Below are 16,578 nucleotides of genomic sequence, written 5' to 3'. Positions count from 1 at the left end.
ATATGTCCGTTTCCTGGTGATCTTAGTTGTAGGTACTGCTCCTTAGCAGCGCGTCGGCTTCAGTGATGCGCTGACCGTCCGCATCGAAAACATGAAGGGCTTCGGCCGGAACATGGAAAAACACGCGATCGCCGCTATCGACGCGCGGCAGCGCATGCGTGGTCAGGAACAGCGTATGGTTCTCGCTCCTCAATTCGAGAATCCAGCTGCCCCCCGTTGGCAGCACGCCGGTCACTGTCATTTCGCCGGAGAAGCTGCCCTGCGGCACGTCCTCGAGCTTGGCCGCATAACCCATGGCTTCCGGCCGCATGCCGATGGAGCCGATGCCGCGCAGCTGCGGATAGCGGGCCGCGAAATAGGCCTCGGCCTTGTCGGCGATATCGGAGGCGCCAGGTTTTCCAAACGTCAGGATGTTGATCGGCGGACTGCCGACGAATTCCGCGACGAAACGGTTGGCCGGGCGGTCGTAGATATCGTTGGGCGTACCCATCTGCTGCAGCGTGCCCTCGTTCATGACGGCAATCGTCGTCGCCAGCGTCATGGCTTCCCACTGATCATGGGTGACGAAAACGATCGTCGTCTTGAACTCCTTGTGCAGCCGCTTCAACTCGGCCCGCATTTCCAGCCGCAGCCGCGCGTCCAGATTGGACAGCGGTTCATCGAGCAAAAGCACACCGGGATTGACGGCGAGCATACGGGCGAGCGCCACGCGCTGCTGCTGCCCGCCCGAAAGCTGCGACGGATAGCGGTCGCGGTATTTGGCGATGTCGAGTGCCTGCATGACGCGCTCGACGCGCGCTTCACGTTCGGCCTTCGGCAGCTTGCGCAGGCGCAGACCGAAATCGGTGTTGCGTTCGATCGTCAGGTGGGGCCACAGCGCGTAACTCTGGAAGACGAGCCCCATTTCGCGCCTTTCCGGCGGGATGAAGATTCCGTCGGCAACGGAATCGATGACCCGGTCTCCGACGCGGATTTCGCCACCGGAAAGGTTTTCGAGGCCGGCGATCATGCGCAGCGTCGTGGTCTTGCCGCAGCCGGACGGGCCAAGCAGGCACATGAATTCGCCGTCGCGGATTTCAAGGTCGAGGTCGGAAACCGCGTTGGCGGAGTTTACACCGTAGTTCTTCTGCGCACCGCGCAAGTTGATGGTAGGCATCAGCTTCCAAGTCCTTCTGCAAGATTTGTACGGGTCAACTTCTGGGCCAACAGCGTGCCGAAATAGGCGATGGCAGCGATGATCAGCACCACGGCATTTGCGGCTTGCGTATAGTGATAATCGACCAGCCGCAGGGAATAGGTGGTCAGCACGTCCGTGCTCGGCACAGCCAGGATCACGAAGAGGCTGAGCCCCTTGATGCCCGAGATGAACGGCAAGAGCACGCCTGTCACCAGCGATCCCTTCTGGATCGGAATGACGATGGAGATCATGCGGCGGAACCAGCCGGCACCAGCGATCTGAGCTGCTTCTTCCGGATCCTTGCCGAGCTGGGTCATAGCGGAGATGCCTGCACGTGAAGCGTAAGGCATCTGGTCGGCGATGAGAGCCAGAATAAGGATGGTCACGGTACCATAGAGAGCCGGCATCGGGCCGCGCGGCACTGCAAACAGCGAAAGATAGGCCGCTGCAAAGGCAATCCCGGGAACCAGATAGGGCAGGAATGTGACCTGGCGCAGATAGACCGACAGGGCGCGGACGGGTGTGCGGATGACGACATAGCCGACGAGCAGGCCGAGGACGCCGGACACAAGGGACGCAAGGCCGACGATCATCATCGTGTTCTTGGCTGCAGCCCATAGCTCGGGGCTGAGCAGGATCCCTGTCTGCAGCGCCACGGTATGAAGGTCGGTGCCGATCCAGTAGTCGAGGGTGAAATTGTCGAGCGTGAATTTCGCCGGCATCTTCATCACGGTAGACAGGGCAAGCGTCAGAAGCGGCAGGCCGACGGAGAGAATGAAGACCGTTGCTGCAAAGCCGGTCGCCGGGAGGCGCATCTTGCCGAGGCGGCTCTGCCTGTTCATCGAGCCCTTTGAACCAATGGTGACAAAGCGGCGGGCTTCGCGCACCAGCCGTGCGTCAATCATCAGTGTGATAATGCCGATCAGCATGATCGATGCGGCCACAACCCCGGCAACACCGGTCTGGCGGGATGCAATGCTGCGGAACAGCGAGGTCGAGAGGACTTCGAACTTGACCGGAAGGCCGAGTACATAGGGAACGCCGAATTCGCCAAGGCATTTTGCGAAAATCAGCACCATCGAAGACAAAAGCGCCGGACGCATCAGCGGCATGATGATCTGGATGGCAACCTGGTAGCGGTGAGCGCCGAGGATTCGAGCGGAGTCCTCCAGTTGTGAATCGAAGCGGCGGAGCGCCGAGCCGAACAGCAGGATGACGAAAGGCGTGTAATGCAGCGCCAGAATGATGGTGATCGGAAAGCGGCCATAGGCGACCCAGTCCGGCGGCGTCAAGCCCATGGCCTCGAACCAGCCGGGCTGGCCGCCGATCGTGCGGTTCTTGAACAGCGTCGTCCAGGCCAGCGCAAACGTCCAGGCGGGCAGCATGTAAGGCACGATCAGGGCCGTTGCGAACCAGCGTCGGCCGAACATATCCGTACGGCTGATCAGCCAGGCAAGCACGGTGCCGATAACAAGGGACAGCGAGATGGCCCCGAGCGCTACGGTGAGGGTGTTGAACAGCGGCCGCCAGAAGAGGTCGTGCGCGACCGGTGAGAAGAACGCCCGGTCGATGTAGTAAAGCGTGAGATCGCCGACATCCTTGCCGAGACGCCGCTCATGCCCGAATTGCACGCGCACTGCGTCGAGAACGATCGAGATGATCGGAACAACGATCAGATAGGTAAAGATGAGAGCCGTCAGGACGCCGACGAGTGTCGTCGGTTCGCGCAGCGCAACCTTTAAGCGGTATCGCCAGACCTGCCATGCCGAAGGCGTGGCGACCGGCTTTCGAACCAGACCCTCCACCTTCGCTGTTTCACTTAGAAGTGCCATTATATTCCCTCGCAACCACAGCATTGCCCCTGCCCTCCGGCAGATACCTTCAAATACGTCGCGTTCTCCCGTGACGGGCTGACACGATGCGCTTAGGCGCGGGCAATGGTTTCAATCCTCCAGCATCAGGCCGGGCCTGCTTGACGGCGATGATGCGGCTCCTCCCAGAGGCATCGTTTCTTCAGAAAAATGGAATAAATATTCCGTTCTTTGGATCACCTTGGAATACATGATCTATCGACATCGCCGTTTTGTCAACGAAAAAATGCACACGCGGTCATTAGTTTATCTATTTGATTTTATGTGATTATTTTTGTGTGTTTTGCACAAAGTTTCGCTCGCTCTGCGAACGTGTGCCTCTTCGCAAACGATGTGTCGCAATCGCCTGAAGCCGGATGCACGTTCATCGACGGTGGATTGCGCGTGTCTCGCTGCTCCGACTCTGCATCGGCGCAAATTTTTAGGTTGGAAAAACCAATACAATGTGGCCTGTAATATCAGGCACTTGATTTGAATTGGGGACGTGCATGGCAAGAGGCTTCGTAACGGCCGAGGAAGTGGCCAAGAAGGCCGGTGTTTCGCGCTCGGCTGTTTCGCGCACATTCACCCCCGGCGGTAGCGTCTCCCAGTCGGTTCGGCGCAAGGTCCTAAAAGCTGCCCGTGACTTGGGCTACCGCGTCAATCGTCTGGCGCAGGGGCTGAACAACGACCGGTCGAACTTGATTGGCGTTGTCGGGACAAATCTCAGCTCGCCCTTCATTTCCAAGCAGCTTGATCTGCTGAGCCTCGGCCTCCTGCGGCGCGGGCTGCAATGTCTTTTGCTGAATGCAGCCGACGCCCGCAAGGATATTGCACCGCTCATCGAGCTTCTCTTCGAATTCCGTGCGCAGGCGATCGTGGTCCTTTCCGGCGAGCCGCCAGCATCGATTATCGACGAGTGCATGGCCAATGGCGTCCGGCTCATCCTGATCAATCAGAGGCTCGACCGCACGGATACAAATATGGTGCTGAGTGACGATTCCCATGGTGCCGATCTCGCCGCAATGCGGCTGATCGAGGCTCGGTGCCAAAAAGTCGCGGTAATATCCAGCGCAAGCCAGACACCGGCACAAGTGCGGCGAGCGACGGCCTTCAGCAAGCGTATGGCCATGGAAGGTGCCGAAGTCGTTTCCTGGTTCGACGGCCCGACAAGTTATGAAAGTGGCTATCAGGCGGGGTGCGACCTGTTGGGCGACAAAGCAATTGATGGCGCATTCTGCGTGACGGATCTGCTTGCACTGGGCTTTATAGATGCTGCCCGGCTGGAAATGGGCCGTCGCGTGCCGGAAGACCTGTCGATTGTCGGCTTTGACGACATTCCACAGGCCGGTTGGAAGAGCTATCAATTGACGACGGTCAGGCAGTCTGTCGACGCCTTGACCGAGAAGGTATTGACGGCGCTTGCAAGCGACGAGCCGGAAACCCGGCTCCAAATCGTGCCTGTCGCCTTGGTCGAGCGCATTACCGCCCGTTAAAGCGCCTGCTTGATCCGGCTTTCGCTCAGAAGGCCGCTCTGGTCCAGGATTGGGTGGGCGACCGAGGCGATATGGGCATTGATCCGCTTCAAATCGCGCAGCATGTCGAGATGCACGGAACTCGTCTGAATGCTGTCGGCCCGGCCGTCGCGAAGGCGCTGCAGGTGCCGTTCGGCGGATTGCTTTTCCAGCCGGCGCACATCTTCCTTCACTTCAACCAACCGGCGCGCAAGGTCGGCATTCTGGGTCGCGAATACCGTTTGCGCCATGCGGATATTGTCGAGCGTGATGGTGAAAAGCTGCTCGAGCTCATTCTTGCCGTCGCCGGAGAATTGCAGGCCGAGATTGATCTTCTTGGCAATTTCCGGGCGAATACCCTTCTCGATGATATCGCCGATATGCTCGAGATTGATGGCATATTCGACGATATCCATGGCGCGGCGATGGTCCTTGCCGCTTAACCCGTCCTGACCGACCTTCGAGACATAGACCTTGATCCCATGCTGGATGTGGTCCACCCGTCCCTCCAGCGCGCTGATGCCGGCGAGCTTGGACAGATCGCTGTGGCGCATGGCCTCACTGGCCTGTACCAGCATGCGCTCGATCAAATCGCCCACCAGCATGACCTCACGGCTTGCCCCAGCCAGGGCTGCGACCGGCCGGTCGAGATCATGACTGTCGAGATAGCTACGATCGCCATCGTCTTCCTTCTTCTCCGGAAGAAGGACCGTGGTTGCGCGAAAAAGCAGCGGCGATAGCGGCCAGGCGATGATGGCAACGGCGACATTGAAAAGCAGATGCGCATCAACAGCGAAATTGGTGTGCGAGAAAGGCGACATTTCCAGCAGCCCGGCGCCATAACCGGCGAGTGGAAGGGCCGCAACACAGCCGATCGCCCGTACGATGAGGTTGCCGAGAGTGACCCGGCGGGCAGAAACCGGCGCCTTCAACGTTGCCAGCACGGGCGGAATAGCGCCTCCAAGATTGGCACCGAGAACCAGCACGATGACCAGACTGGTATCAATGCTGCCGTTTGCCGCGAGCGACAGGATCAGAACGACGATGGCAAGGCTTGAGGATGCCAGGACTGCGAGAACCGCCGAGAAGATCAGCGCGACGGGCCAGGCATTGCCGAGCATGGTGATGAACAGGCTGAGCGCCGGGGATTGCCGTATGGGATCGGTCGCAGCGGAAAGTAGGTGCAGCGAAAGCAGCATCATGCCGACGCCGACGAGAGCGGCACCCGCCCCCTGTCGCGGTGCCGACTTGGTGCGCGAAAGAATGACACCGGCAAGGATCAACATCGGCGAAAGCCAACCGAGGCCAAGAGCAACGATCCACGCCGTTGTTGCCGTGCCGACATTGGCACCAAGCAATACGATTTGCGCCATGGCAGGAACGATCAGATCCTTCTCGACGAAAGAGGCCACCATCAAGGCTGTTGCCGTGGAACTCTGCAGGGCGACCGTTGCGATGAAGCCGGCGATGAAGGAGCGGAGCCCGCCACGTGTGCCGGCGGCCAACCCGATGCGTAGCTTGGCGCCAAAGGCACGCGTCATGCCCTCCTTGATCTGGCCAAGCCCAAACAGCAGCAGTGCAACGGCGCCGAAGAGATTGAGGCTGATAACAATCGATTCCATCAGATCACCTCGCTTGCTGTCGGGGGTCGCAGATACGCAATTCATGGACGGCCTCGCCCGTCGGAAGGCGGTCCGCGGTCATACCGCGAGCAGTTCGTGCCGCGGTGCAAGGTCTACCGTTATCCTCCGCGACCCGCGTTCGGCGCGGTCGAGAAACAGCCCGAGTGCGCCGAAGAAAATGCCAAGAAAGCCCTCAAGGGTGCCGTCGTGATCCTCAGGTTCGTGGCCGAAGCGCTCCGCCAGTGCGCGATACAGGACGAGCCTTTCGGGCTCGATATGTGGCAATGCCAACGCTGCTCCCTGGCGAAGGCAGTACCAGTCGGCGATCAAATCCAGCATCGGCAGAGCGGCAGACAGAACTGCGTCGGCCGGCGGCCCGGGTTTTCTGCTGAACGAGCCAAGGACCTCCGCAACGGTGCGATCCTGGAGCACTGCCACGATGTCGGCCGGCCATTCTTTCAGGAAATAGCGATGCCGGACCAGCGCGCGCTTGTGGCAGCGCAGGAAGATGCCGTAGTTGCCGGCCGTGAAGGCAGGGTCCATCCCCTCACCGGCAAACGCAGTTTCCCGCGCATATCCGGCACTGATTTGGCCGTTGACCGGCAATGCGGACATTTCCACGGTTTCGATCGCGATCGCATCCTGCGATGGATGAAGGACCTTGAACGCGGGTGGGAAGGCGACAAGCGATGGCACGGCGATATTGGTCAACGATCGATCCGCAGCTTCGCGCCGCGTGACGCCTTCGACATGCAGATGCCCGCTAAAATGGACGGCGAGTCCCGCCTGCAGCAAGGCATCTTCAACCGCCTTGCGCGGCGTCCGGCGCACACCATTGGTTTCACCAAACAGCGCGCCTTCGGCACGGGTTGCTCCGTCAAAGGGATCAAGGGCGGGATAGTGAGAGAAGGCAAGCAGCGTCTTACCAAGGGCCTGCGCCCTGCGGCTGACATCGGCAATCCAGTCGATGATGAAGGGCTTGCTGCGCAAAAGAGCATTCCAGCCGCCCGACGTACTGTCGGTGAAGGCAGCCTCATCTCCCGTTTCGAAAAGGCCGTCGAGTGGCTCGAAGATGTTGGCGTCGATCATCAGCAACCAGAGCCCGGCTTCAGGCTCGACGAGATACGAAGCGTCCATCAACTGGTAGACATTCCTGCCATCCGGCGAGCGAACAACGTAGAGACGATCTTCCGGCGCAGAAGATCCGCCAAAAGGTGTTTCCCAGTGCACATAATCCGGGCGACGAAAATAACCGAAGGCGGCCATGGGGCTAAGGCCCGCGGGATAGCCTTCGCAATACATGCCACCGTTGATAACGACACGCTCACCAGCAAGGCGGGCATCGCTGGAAACGGAAAGGCCGCTACCGTCCTCCGCCAGGAATTCCTTGATATGGTGCCGACCGCGCGGGCCGAAGATATCGTGGTTGCCAGGCAGCGCGTAGAAGCCGGTGCCATACTTATCGCTGTGGCGCTGCAGGATGCTTTTCAGCATTCCGGTGGTGGCCCGCTGCCCATCGTCGGTATAGTCGCCGAGCAGCACGACATGGCGGATACCCCGGCGTTGCACCTCGTCGAGCGCCGCATGCAGCGCATCGGCACTTTCGTTGAAGACGCGGGTAGACTGGCGGGTGTCCGACCAACTGCGCATGGTTATGCGCTGGCCATCGATCTCGATGCCGGGAAAGCCGAAATCGGCGGCCGTGTCATGGAAATGAGCGTCGGCGATGACAGCGACTGACGGGAGATTGCGTGTCAGCATGATTACAGCTGCTTCCTGCCTTCGATGATGTCAATCCATTCAGAAGCGCGACGGGCGGCGGCATAGAGCATCGGTTTTGGCGTTTCGAACCATTCATCCGGCCGCAATTCCCGCTTTTCGCGGATCACGGCGACTGCATCGTCCAAAGTGGGGTATAGATGCGGCTGCTGCTTGTGCAGAAAAAGCGCCACCAGCGAGACGGACCGGCTGCGACCGCTCCGGCAGTTGACCAGCACGTTGCCGCCGTCCGGAAAGGGATAGGTTTCCCGCTTCGGCATCGTCTGCCGCAGCGCGCCATCGAGAATATAATAGGCGCCAAGCATCATCGTGTCCGGGCTGCCTTCTCCATCGATCAGGCCGAGCTTGTAATACCGAATGTCGCCGTAGCCGCTTGCCCGCAGATCGCCCTCTTCCCCTGCCCCCGGCACAAAATTGATATCGAGATTGACCGCGCAATTGACCACCGTGGTAATACCGTGCTGGCGCAGAAGCCCAAGATCGCGTGCACCATCGCTGCCACCGATGTAAAGCGCTGCGCCATGGGGGCCAAGGCCTTCGCCAATCAGGCTGATTGCAGGCCGGCTATAAACGGGTCCATCCATGTCTACTCCTTCGCACGCACGCGGCGCGCCCTTCACAGGCTCGTCTTCAGAAACCAGGCCGACGTTGCCAACTGCAAGTCCTGCACTTGCGATGCGGCGAGCGGAATATTCGAAGCCTTGCTGACACCCCGCGCGACGCCCGCGGCGGCGGCGAGCACCGGCCCGCCATCCTTCAAGCTGCCGATATCGAGGAACGGGCAGACGTCCCCACCAGCTTCGCTGACAAGTAGCAGGCCTGCGAGGCAATCCCAGGAATTCATGTGCAACTCGATATAACCATCCGAGCGGCCATCGGCGACATAAGCGAGCGCCAAAGCGCCAGACCCCGCGCGGCGGACATTGGTGCCCATATCGAGCAGATTCTTGACGACATCGAGATAGGTGGCGTTCGGCACGCGGGTCGACCATCCCATTTCGATGGAGGCCGCATCGAAGCGCTTTGTCTCAGCGACCTTGATCGGCAGCCCATTGCGCGTTGCGCCTTCGCCGCGGCGGGCGAAATGGAGTTCATCGAGGGCAGGATTGTAGATGGCTCCGATTTCGGTGCGGCCATTTTCGACATAGGCGATGGAAATACAAAAATGCGGGATGCCACGGGCAAAATTGGCTGTTCCATCGACCGGATCGACGACCCAGACCCGCTCGGCAATATCGCCACCACCCTCTTCCCCGAAAAAGCTGTCATTCGGAAAATGCGCTGAAAGCGCATCTCGAATATGCGCTTCGGAAGCAGCATCCGTGACCGTCAGGAAATCCTGGGGGCCCTTCATCGAATAGTTGCGCGTTGCCTCGCCGTGAAACCCGTTCAATACCAGCTCTCCGGCAGAGCGAATGACGTCGCGGCAAAGGTCGGCACGAGCTTCCAATGTGTCTGGGTAGGACTTTGATTCCATGGACTCTAACCGTAGATAGCGCGTTGAACACGTGTTCATATTGCACACGCGTTCAATCTTTTCAAGCTAGATTGATGGACGCTATCCGCTCACTCGGCGGAGCCCAAAATTCCGCATTGAACTAAACCACCACTACGCTATCCCGGGCAATCGGATGGAAGCCCTGAGCCCCGGTCCCGCGTTCTCAAGAGTGATCGTGCCGCCTGCGGCCTGAACGATGCTTTCGCTGATTGAAAGTCCGAGGCCAGCTCCCCCGCTTGTCGTATCCAGACGGCCGCCGCGCCGAAGCACGTAAGGCAGAAGCGTTTCCGGAATTCCGGGACCATCGTCGCGAATGTCAATCTCCACCATCGCCCCGTTGGGCTTCGCATGGATGGAGACTTCTTCTCTGCCATAGCGGGCCGCGTTTTCGCAGAGATTGCCGATGAGTTCAGCCAGATCGTCAGGATCGATCCGCACCTTCAGATTTACGGGAACAACGACGATCCACTCGATGTTCTGGCCGGCGGGCGCACGCTGGACAACGGCGATGACACTGGCGATTACCTTGGCCAGATTGGAGCTGGCGTGATGGCTGCTATCGGCGATTCTCGCCCGCGCCATTTCATGGTCAACCAGCCGTCGCATGGACTTGATTACAGCGTCGATGTCTCGCGCCATATCCATTTGCCCCGCCGCCTTGAGCCGCTCCACATCGCCCGCAAGAACTTGAAGAGGTGTCTTAAAGCCATGAGCAAGTTCTGCTGCCCGCTCCCGGGCGCGCAGCAATTGCTCCTCGCGATACTGCAGCAGCCCGTCGACTTCCGCTGTCAACGGCTGCACTTCGTCGGGGAAGCCGTTTCCCAGCCTGTCAGCACTTCCGTTCCTGATCAAAGCGATGCGTCGGCGCAGTTCATCGAGAGGCTTCGTCCCGACGATAATCTGGGCCAGGCTGGCGGCGAAAAGCAGAAGGGCCAGAAGGGCCAGGTAAGGAAGCAAATCTTCGCGAAAATCGGACGTGGCCTGGCCGACGATCGAACGATCGACAGCGACCGTTGCCAAAACCGGAACACTGCCGAGCTGCGCATTCGTTACAACACTACGCGACAGGGCGATAAGGTCGGCATTACCAGGCCCCTTAACGCCAGTCTGCCGCACGGCCGCATCAGGCTGCGGTGGAATTGTCAGAGCCGTATCCCAAAGGGATCGGGAAAATCGCTGCCCGCCTTGCACTTCGATTTGCCAATAGAGGCCGGATAGAGGTTTATCAAATCGCGGGTCAGCGGGCCGGCGAACGACATCAATCCGGCCGGCGGCGTCCTGCCACAGACCTGCAATCACCTGATCGAGATGAACGGCAAGCTCGTTGGCAACACGCCTTTCGACATGACGCTCGAACAACAGCGACAGGCTGAAGAATGCAAGCAGGAGTGCAAGGCCGGCTGAAGCAGCGCCCGCCAGCGCCAACCGCAAACGTAGCGAGCGCCGGGTCATGCGTTTTCTTCACCGATCAGATAACCGAAGCCCCGGCGAGTGGCGATGGTGGCAGGGCCAAGTTTCTTTCGAAGACGGGCAATCAAAGCCTCGAGTGCATTTGCCTCGCGTGAAAAGTCGTCGCCATAGACATGGTCCAGCAATTCACTCGCCGGCACCACGCGGTCGCGATGATGTGCAAGATAGCTGACCAGGCGATATTCGAAGGCCGTCAGCGACAGTGGCATACCGCCCAGGCTCACGCGCATGCTGCGCGTATCGATGGTGACAGGGCCAACTTCTATGATCGCCGCGCCGTGACCGACGGAGCGACGGATAAGCGCCCTTACCCGTGCCAAGAGCTCTTCGAATTGAAATGGCTTGGGAAGATAGTCGTCCGCACCGGCATCGATGCCTTCGACACGCTCCGCCCAGCTGCCGCGTGCAGTCAGGACAAGCACCGGCATATGGCGGCCGTTGCTGCGCCATTGCTTGAGAACGGTGACACCATCCATGCGCGGCAGGCCGAGGTCGAGCACGACGAGGCTGTAATCTTCGGTGTCGCCCTTGAACCAGGCACTTTCGCCGTCATGGACGAGTTCCACGGCATAGCCCGACGAAGAGAGGACCGAACGAATGTCCTCCGCAATCCTGGCGTCATCCTCAACGACCAGCAAACGCACTAATCTTCCTCGCTCCCGATAATGTTCTTGGTCAAGGCATCCACTTCGACTTCGACAATCTGCCCCGAAGGCTGGATGATCTCGATCTCGTAGATATACCGGCCATCTTCAACTTCAAATTCGATTTCGATGATATCACCGGCGAACTTTTCCCGCACGGCTGCAACAATCTCTTCGAGCGGGCGGATCTTGCCCTGCCTGAGCGCTTCACGCGCCTCATACTGTTCACGTACATCGTCTCCGTCCTCGAAGTCCTGAACTGTATCGCTCGATGCGCTGAATGGCAGCAAGGTGAAGACTGCGGCCAGAAGACAGATAATCAGGCTGTGAGAGCGCTTTTCCGTGAACATGATTTTTCATACATCCGCCAATCTGACAATTGGCTGACGATCGCTGTCAGATTGCTGAAAGGCCCGCTCGATCAAGGTGTTCACCATTGGCGGGCCAGATACACAATGCCCGTCTTCACAATGGAGAAGGAGTAACGCACATGGCACGATTGAAGGGTACCAAGGCCGGTGACCATTTGAAGGGCACGAGTTCTGCCGACGACATCTACGGTTTTGCCGGCAATGACAAGCTCTACGGCCGTGGCGGCAATGACGAAATCGAGGGCGGCGATGGCAACGACCACATCGATGGCGGCAGCGGCCACGACGATCTGGAGGGCGGAAGGGGCAACGACACGCTGATCGGTGGTTCCGGCAACGATGAGATGGAAGGTGGCGGCGGCAAGGATGTCTTCGTCTATAGCTCCGGCCGCGATGAAATCAGTGATTTTAACCTGCGCGACGACACGATCAGCCTCGACAAATCTCTCGGCATAGGCTCCTTCTCGGAGCTGCTGAGCAAGGCAAAAATCGTCGATGACGGCGAGGATGTTCTTTTTACTTTCGGCAATGGCAAGACACTCACGCTCGAAGATGTTGATATCAAATCTCTGAAAGCCGAGCATTTCGGCTTCAAGGCAGGTTCTGAACCGCTTCCGACCCCAGGAGACGAAAAGCTCATCGGCACGGCTGGCAACGACACGCTCGATGGCGGCGGTGGCAACGACACGATTTACGGCCACGGCGGCCACGACGAACTGGACGGCGGCGCCGGTAACGACGCGCTTTACGGCGGCAGCGGCAATGACGACCTCGAAGGCGGCGCCGGACATGACCGGCTTGACGGTGGTTCGGGTCGCAACGAACTGGAAGGCGGCAGCGGCGCCGACACTTTTGTATTCTCGGCGGGTATCACCGAAATCGAAGATTTCCGCGCCGGTACCGACAAGGTCGAGCTTTCCAAGTTCCTTGGCGTCTCAAACTTTTCCGACATGATGACGTTTGCAACAGCAATCAACGGCGGTGAAGACGTTCGTATCGATTTTAGAAATGCCGTCCTGATATTCGAAGACACAACCCTCACCGAGCTGAAATCGTCGGATTTCTTCTTCGTCTAAAAATCATCAAGTTCTTTGAAGCGGCGGATATCGATGACAACGAGTTTGGCATTGGTGTCTGGATGACTAATCGAACTGGCGTAGGCGAGCGGCCAGATCACTAGCCAGGTTTGTCGCCGCCTTGCCCTTCAAACACGATGCCGCGCCGCCATGGGGAAGACAAAATTTAAGGTGGCGGAGTAACGGCTTAACTTGCGCGGCGCGATCGCCCAGAAAGCCATACGGATGTTGTATGAAAGCCCATTGTTTCCGATATCGGCTTTGCCCACACCCATGATCTTCATCCCGATCTGACGAAGAAGCAGTTGGACGCGTCGCTCTCCAAGATCATCAATGCCCTTTACAAATGCATTGCGCCACTTCCTCCATCCGCAACTCCGCCCTCCCTCGAAGCGCAGATTCAGCTACTCGGCAATTCAATCTTCACCCAGGTTAAACAGGGCCAATCAGGGTCGCGCGGACGCCGACTGCGTGTACATGGAGGATCGGAGGCCCAGAAGATATCCACCAATCGATCTAGGTCATATGCAATCGCTTCGGTCCTGATGATCCTCCCTCCGTTCGGCATCGTCGGATGGGCGCACCCATTGACGGCCGCTGGCGTGTTGTTTCCCGGCTGGAGCTGGATCGGTCTTTTTGCGACCGCGACCGGCATGCTCGCCCTAACGACAAGACAATGGCCGATCGTGGTCGTAGTGTTCGGAGGCCTTTGGGTCTGGTCTGCCGCAAGCTGGGTGCCTCCTTCCTCGCCGAAAGGCTGGGTGGGTGTCCACACGCTTCTTGGCCAATCAATGGGTCGCGGTTTTGATCTTGAGCAGCAACAGTTACTTATCAGGGCAGTGCGAGCGGAAGCGGCACTTGGAGCTCGAGTGGTGGTCCTTCCCGAAAGTGCGCTTGGCTTCTGGACCCCGACGATGGAACGATATTGGCGAACAGCTCTGGAGGGAAGAGGCGTTACGGTGTTCGCCGGCGCTTCGGTGGTTGATCCTGCCGGTTACGACAACGTCATGGTCGCAGTGAACAGGGATGGTGGATCGCCAGGGTATCGCCAGCGCATGCCGGTACCCGTGTCCATGTGGCAACCATGGCTGTCCTGGTTGGGAAGAAGTGGCGGCGCCCGGGCCAACTTCTTCGCCAATCCGATCGTCGCCGTGGCCGGCGCTCGCGTTGCCACTCTGATTTGCTACGAGCAGCTGCTCACGTGACCGATCCTGCAGTCGATGCTTCATAAGCCTCATGTAATCGTTGCAAGCGGGAACGGCTGGTGGACGGCTGGAACCTCAATCGTCCAGATCCAGCGCACGAGTGCACTCGCCTGGGCAACTCTGTTCAACACCCCCATCATCGTATCCCTCAACACGTGAGCCTTTGGAACATCTATGTTTGATCCTGCCTTGATCACCAAATGCGCGGATCCAGCCCTGAAGCCCGCCATCATCGAACGGTTCATTGCCGAGGCCGGTTCCGCGAATCCCCTATCAGTTACCGTGAAATCCGGCGATCGGCTCGTTCTTGTGCCCGTTGCAAGGACGAGCGAGGAGGTGATGGCGATCGTGTCAACATATGTTGGCCACGCGGTCGTCAGAGTTGGAGTTACGCAATACCCCGCCGGGATCGGTGTGAACGAAGCCTCCGAGCTAAAGGTCGACCTCGTTGACGCCTGCGAAAATATACGTGTGGGGACCGGTCTGTTCGCGAAGGTCTATCGCATCGTCACGAAATGGTATGGATCTGAGCCACCGGAGGCGTTTGATGATGCCGTCTATGCTTGGCAGACGGGGTATTTCGAGGGTAGGTCCGTGTTTCTTGAGCCGGAGCCCGGGAAGCCGGAGACCGGCGCTGCTAACATAAAGTCTGAGAACCACGATGGTGCCCCGTCTACGCTGGCCACCCCCGCGAAAGATGTGACCAGCCACGGGGACCACCCAGCGAGCGCTGACCCCCGCGTCGANTAAAGTCTGAGAACCACGATGGTGCCCCGTCTACGCTGGCCACCCCCGCGAAAGATGTGACCAGCCACGGGGACCACCCAGCGAGCGCTGACCCCCGCGTCGATTTATCGAGAATTAATGGATYCCAATGAGTGTTTCACCAATAATTCAATAACAACCCGATCCGGATCGTGGCAGTACCGAAGGTGATCTGATGTGCGACTGACAATAGGACCGGCAGGGGTACTTGRATGCCCGATTTCGATTGCAAGCCCACCCGCTGATCAGTTGCTGCTATAGGCAACCGTGTCTGGGAAAAAGTGTTCGTGAGATGACGGATACCAAGAAGCCTCCACGCAGGGCGAAAACGCTCTGAAATTTCTCGTCAATAAACTCGAAATAATATTCTGTGCATATTGACAGCGACTTAAAACGATCGTGAACGATTTTCCCTACGCAAGGACCCACCAATGGCTGATGATACGAATTTACCTCCTGCAGTCGACACTGCGTCCGCTGAGGCGGCTTCGAAGGCAAAAGAAAAGAAGACGCGCGCACCGCGGAAGCCAAAAGCCGCTGCGGAAGCTGTGGCTGACACTTCGGTAAGCGCGCCGATAAAGAAGACCCGCGGTCCCGCAAAGAAAGCAGTGGCGGTGAGCGCGTCTGTTGCAGCAGAGCCGGCCGCAATGGCGCCAGCTCGGGCAAAGAAGGCCACAGTTGCGAAGGCTCAGCCCGCAAAGCGCGCGCCGAAAGCCGAGGCAGCGCCGGTTGATACGGACGGTTTTGCCGAGCTTCTCAAGCTCGAAGAAGAAAACCAGAAGCTTCGAAAGGAGCTTTCCGAAAAACTCCGCGCCGAAAACGCTGAACTCCGTAAAAAGCTCGGGATAGCTTGATCGTAGACGATCGCCAACAGCCGCCGATCTAAAGCCGCTTGGCGACTAAAAACCGGGCTTGCATTGCAAGCCCGGTCTCCCGCTCTGTACAATCGGCCAGGAAACGAGTCGGGAGACTACGATGAGATCACCCTGGCAACTATTCAAAGACTTTGCATCACGCCGCAAGTCAGATGTTACCGTTGCATCGGTCGATGAGGCCGCGCCTACATCTGACCCGCAGGTTGATTTATTCGAGCAGCTCAACGCACGGCAAAGGGAATTGGGAGGGCGCCCTCAATCTATCGCTGACGGGAACAAAACAGATCGGCAGCCCGCTTCCATCGGGGCAGACGCCCAGCAATCCCTACCGGCGGCGCAAACCGATCCCGTGCCTTCGCAGCCGGCAGATAGCGTTGCACCGGAAGGACCTGACCAGCCCGCACCAGTGACGGCCGTGAAGACTATCGGTGGGATCGGTGGGACAGACACCGTTCCCAACAAATCAAACGGGCGACGGGCGAAAGCGGTTCAAGCGCGCGAAAACCTTGGCAAGCGGGTGGTTTTCAAGACAGCSYTAGCCCAGCCTGTGGCGACGAAGAAAACGGCCAYTGACGAAGCTATTGAGCTAGACCTTGAAATCAAAAGTCTTCGATTGAAACTGTCTGCGAAACTGCTTGAGCAGAACACGCAGTTGCGTCGTATGATCGGCCGCTACGATGGCGCGTAAGCTCGAATCCAGCGGTGGTTGTTTTACAAGTTCTGTCCCAGATA

At 58.8% G+C, this 16,578-nt stretch carries 14 protein-coding genes and 2 pseudogenes; 6 read left to right on the top strand and 10 right to left on the bottom strand.

The window, feature by feature from the left end:
- Positions 1–22 precede the first annotated feature (22 nt).
- Positions 23–1,156 (bottom strand): ABC transporter ATP-binding protein, encoded by a 1,134-nt coding sequence (locus ASD36_RS17485; RefSeq protein WP_060511492.1) that lies wholly within the window; start codon positions 1,154–1,156, stop codon positions 23–25.
- The gene (locus ASD36_RS17480; protein WP_060511490.1) at positions 1,156–3,009 is read right to left on the bottom strand and encodes an iron ABC transporter permease; all 1,854 of its coding nucleotides are present in this window, start codon (positions 3,007–3,009) and stop codon (positions 1,156–1,158) included. The genes ASD36_RS17485 and ASD36_RS17480 overlap by 1 nt, the downstream gene beginning before the upstream one ends.
- 527 nt (positions 3,010–3,536) lie before the next feature.
- Here ASD36_RS17480 and ASD36_RS17475 point away from each other — a divergent pair.
- Positions 3,537–4,523 carry a LacI family DNA-binding transcriptional regulator gene (locus ASD36_RS17475; RefSeq protein ID WP_060511488.1) on the top strand — a complete coding sequence of 329 codons (987 nt, stop codon included), beginning with the start codon at positions 3,537–3,539 and terminating at the stop codon, positions 4,521–4,523.
- On the opposite strand, the gene ASD36_RS17470 is transcribed toward ASD36_RS17475, so the two are convergent.
- From ASD36_RS17470 to ASD36_RS17440, 7 genes are all read right to left on the bottom strand, one after another.
- Positions 4,520–6,163 (bottom strand): Na/Pi cotransporter family protein, encoded by a 1,644-nt coding sequence (locus ASD36_RS17470; protein ID WP_060511486.1) that lies wholly within the window; start codon positions 6,161–6,163, stop codon positions 4,520–4,522. The two genes, ASD36_RS17475 and ASD36_RS17470, sit on opposite strands and share 4 nt — an antisense overlap.
- Before the next feature lie 78 nt (positions 6,164–6,241).
- Positions 6,242–7,924, bottom strand: coding sequence for a metallophosphoesterase (locus tag ASD36_RS17465; protein WP_060511484.1), 1,683 nt, complete (start codon positions 7,922–7,924; stop codon positions 6,242–6,244).
- Positions 7,925–7,926: 2 nt separating this feature from the next.
- On the bottom strand, positions 7,927–8,526 hold the full coding sequence (locus ASD36_RS17460; RefSeq protein ID WP_060511482.1) for a dual specificity protein phosphatase: 600 nt from the start codon (positions 8,524–8,526) through the stop codon (positions 7,927–7,929).
- Between the two features lie 32 nt (positions 8,527–8,558).
- Entirely contained in the window at positions 8,559–9,419 is an 861-nt protein-coding gene (locus ASD36_RS17455) for an inositol monophosphatase (RefSeq protein WP_060511481.1), read from the bottom strand.
- A gap of 132 nt (positions 9,420–9,551) precedes the next feature.
- On the bottom strand, positions 9,552–10,892 hold the full coding sequence (locus tag ASD36_RS17450; protein WP_060511480.1) for a HAMP domain-containing sensor histidine kinase: 1,341 nt from the start codon (positions 10,890–10,892) through the stop codon (positions 9,552–9,554).
- Positions 10,889–11,554, bottom strand: coding sequence for a response regulator transcription factor (locus tag ASD36_RS17445; RefSeq protein WP_060511479.1), 666 nt, complete (start codon positions 11,552–11,554; stop codon positions 10,889–10,891). Before ASD36_RS17445 ends, ASD36_RS17450 begins: the two co-directional genes overlap by 4 nt.
- Positions 11,554–11,904 (bottom strand): PepSY domain-containing protein, encoded by a 351-nt coding sequence (locus ASD36_RS17440; protein ID WP_060511478.1) that lies wholly within the window; start codon positions 11,902–11,904, stop codon positions 11,554–11,556. The genes ASD36_RS17445 and ASD36_RS17440 overlap by 1 nt, the downstream gene beginning before the upstream one ends.
- A 140-nt stretch (positions 11,905–12,044) precedes the next feature.
- Here ASD36_RS17440 and ASD36_RS17435 point away from each other — a divergent pair, with 140 nt between their 5' ends.
- The gene (locus tag ASD36_RS17435) at positions 12,045–13,001 is read left to right on the top strand and encodes a calcium-binding protein (protein WP_060511477.1); all 957 of its coding nucleotides are present in this window, start codon (positions 12,045–12,047) and stop codon (positions 12,999–13,001) included.
- A 128-nt stretch (positions 13,002–13,129) separates the two neighbouring features.
- Here ASD36_RS17435 and ASD36_RS30695 read toward each other — a convergent pair whose 3' ends face one another.
- A complete protein-coding gene (locus ASD36_RS30695; RefSeq protein WP_156393882.1) occupies positions 13,130–13,276 on the bottom strand; it encodes a hypothetical protein in 147 nt (48 codons plus the stop codon).
- A gap of 30 nt (positions 13,277–13,306) precedes the next feature.
- Here ASD36_RS30695 and ASD36_RS17430 point away from each other — a divergent pair.
- The 4 genes and pseudogenes from ASD36_RS17430 (at position 13,307) to ASD36_RS17415 (ending at position 16,534) form a co-directional block, all read left to right on the top strand.
- Positions 13,307–14,365, top strand: a pseudogene (locus ASD36_RS17430) (conjugal transfer protein TraB).
- A 15-nt stretch (positions 14,366–14,380) separates the two neighbouring features.
- A pseudogene (locus ASD36_RS17425) lies at positions 14,381–14,952 on the top strand (conjugal transfer protein TraH); the annotation flags it as partial.
- 450 nt (positions 14,953–15,402) lie between these two features.
- The gene (locus ASD36_RS17420) at positions 15,403–15,825 is read left to right on the top strand and encodes a hypothetical protein (RefSeq protein WP_060511474.1); all 423 of its coding nucleotides are present in this window, start codon (positions 15,403–15,405) and stop codon (positions 15,823–15,825) included.
- Between the two features lie 121 nt (positions 15,826–15,946).
- Positions 15,947–16,534, top strand: a complete 588-nt coding sequence (locus tag ASD36_RS17415) for a hypothetical protein (protein ID WP_060511472.1) — start codon at positions 15,947–15,949, stop codon at positions 16,532–16,534.
- Positions 16,535–16,578 lie beyond the last annotated feature (44 nt).

The organism is Rhizobium sp. Root1334, from assembly GCF_001426665.1.
Lineage (GTDB): Bacteria > Pseudomonadota > Alphaproteobacteria > Rhizobiales > Rhizobiaceae > Pararhizobium.
The sequence above is the reverse complement of the archived record's forward strand: the minus strand, read 5'-3'. Positions and strand labels throughout refer to the sequence as shown.

Bases quoted from the DNA above. Each gene is read 5' to 3' on its own strand.
- ASD36_RS17485 (WP_060511492.1), bottom strand. From the start codon at position 1,156: ATGCCTACCATCAACTTGCGCGGTGCGCAGAAGAACTACGGTGTAAAC.
- ASD36_RS17480 (WP_060511490.1), bottom strand. From the start codon at position 3,009: ATGGCACTTCTAAGTGAAACAGCGAAGGTGGAGGGTCTGGTTCGAAAG.
- ASD36_RS17475 (WP_060511488.1), top strand. From the start codon at position 3,537: ATGGCAAGAGGCTTCGTAACGGCCGAGGAAGTGGCCAAGAAGGCCGGT.
- ASD36_RS17470 (WP_060511486.1), bottom strand. From the start codon at position 6,163: ATGGAATCGATTGTTATCAGCCTCAATCTCTTCGGCGCCGTTGCACTG.
- ASD36_RS17465 (WP_060511484.1), bottom strand. From the start codon at position 7,924: ATGCTGACACGCAATCTCCCGTCAGTCGCTGTCATCGCCGACGCTCAT.
- ASD36_RS17460 (WP_060511482.1), bottom strand. From the start codon at position 8,526: ATGGATGGACCCGTTTATAGCCGGCCTGCAATCAGCCTGATTGGCGAA.
- ASD36_RS17455 (WP_060511481.1), bottom strand. From the start codon at position 9,419: ATGGAATCAAAGTCCTACCCAGACACATTGGAAGCTCGTGCCGACCTT.
- ASD36_RS17450 (WP_060511480.1), bottom strand. From the start codon at position 10,892: ATGACCCGGCGCTCGCTACGTTTGCGGTTGGCGCTGGCGGGCGCTGCT.
- ASD36_RS17440 (WP_060511478.1), bottom strand. From the start codon at position 11,904: ATGTTCACGGAAAAGCGCTCTCACAGCCTGATTATCTGTCTTCTGGCC.
- ASD36_RS17435 (WP_060511477.1), top strand. From the start codon at position 12,045: ATGGCACGATTGAAGGGTACCAAGGCCGGTGACCATTTGAAGGGCACG.
- ASD36_RS30695 (WP_156393882.1), bottom strand. From the start codon at position 13,276: ATGGGTGTGGGCAAAGCCGATATCGGAAACAATGGGCTTTCATACAAC.
- ASD36_RS17420 (WP_060511474.1), top strand. From the start codon at position 15,403: ATGGCTGATGATACGAATTTACCTCCTGCAGTCGACACTGCGTCCGCT.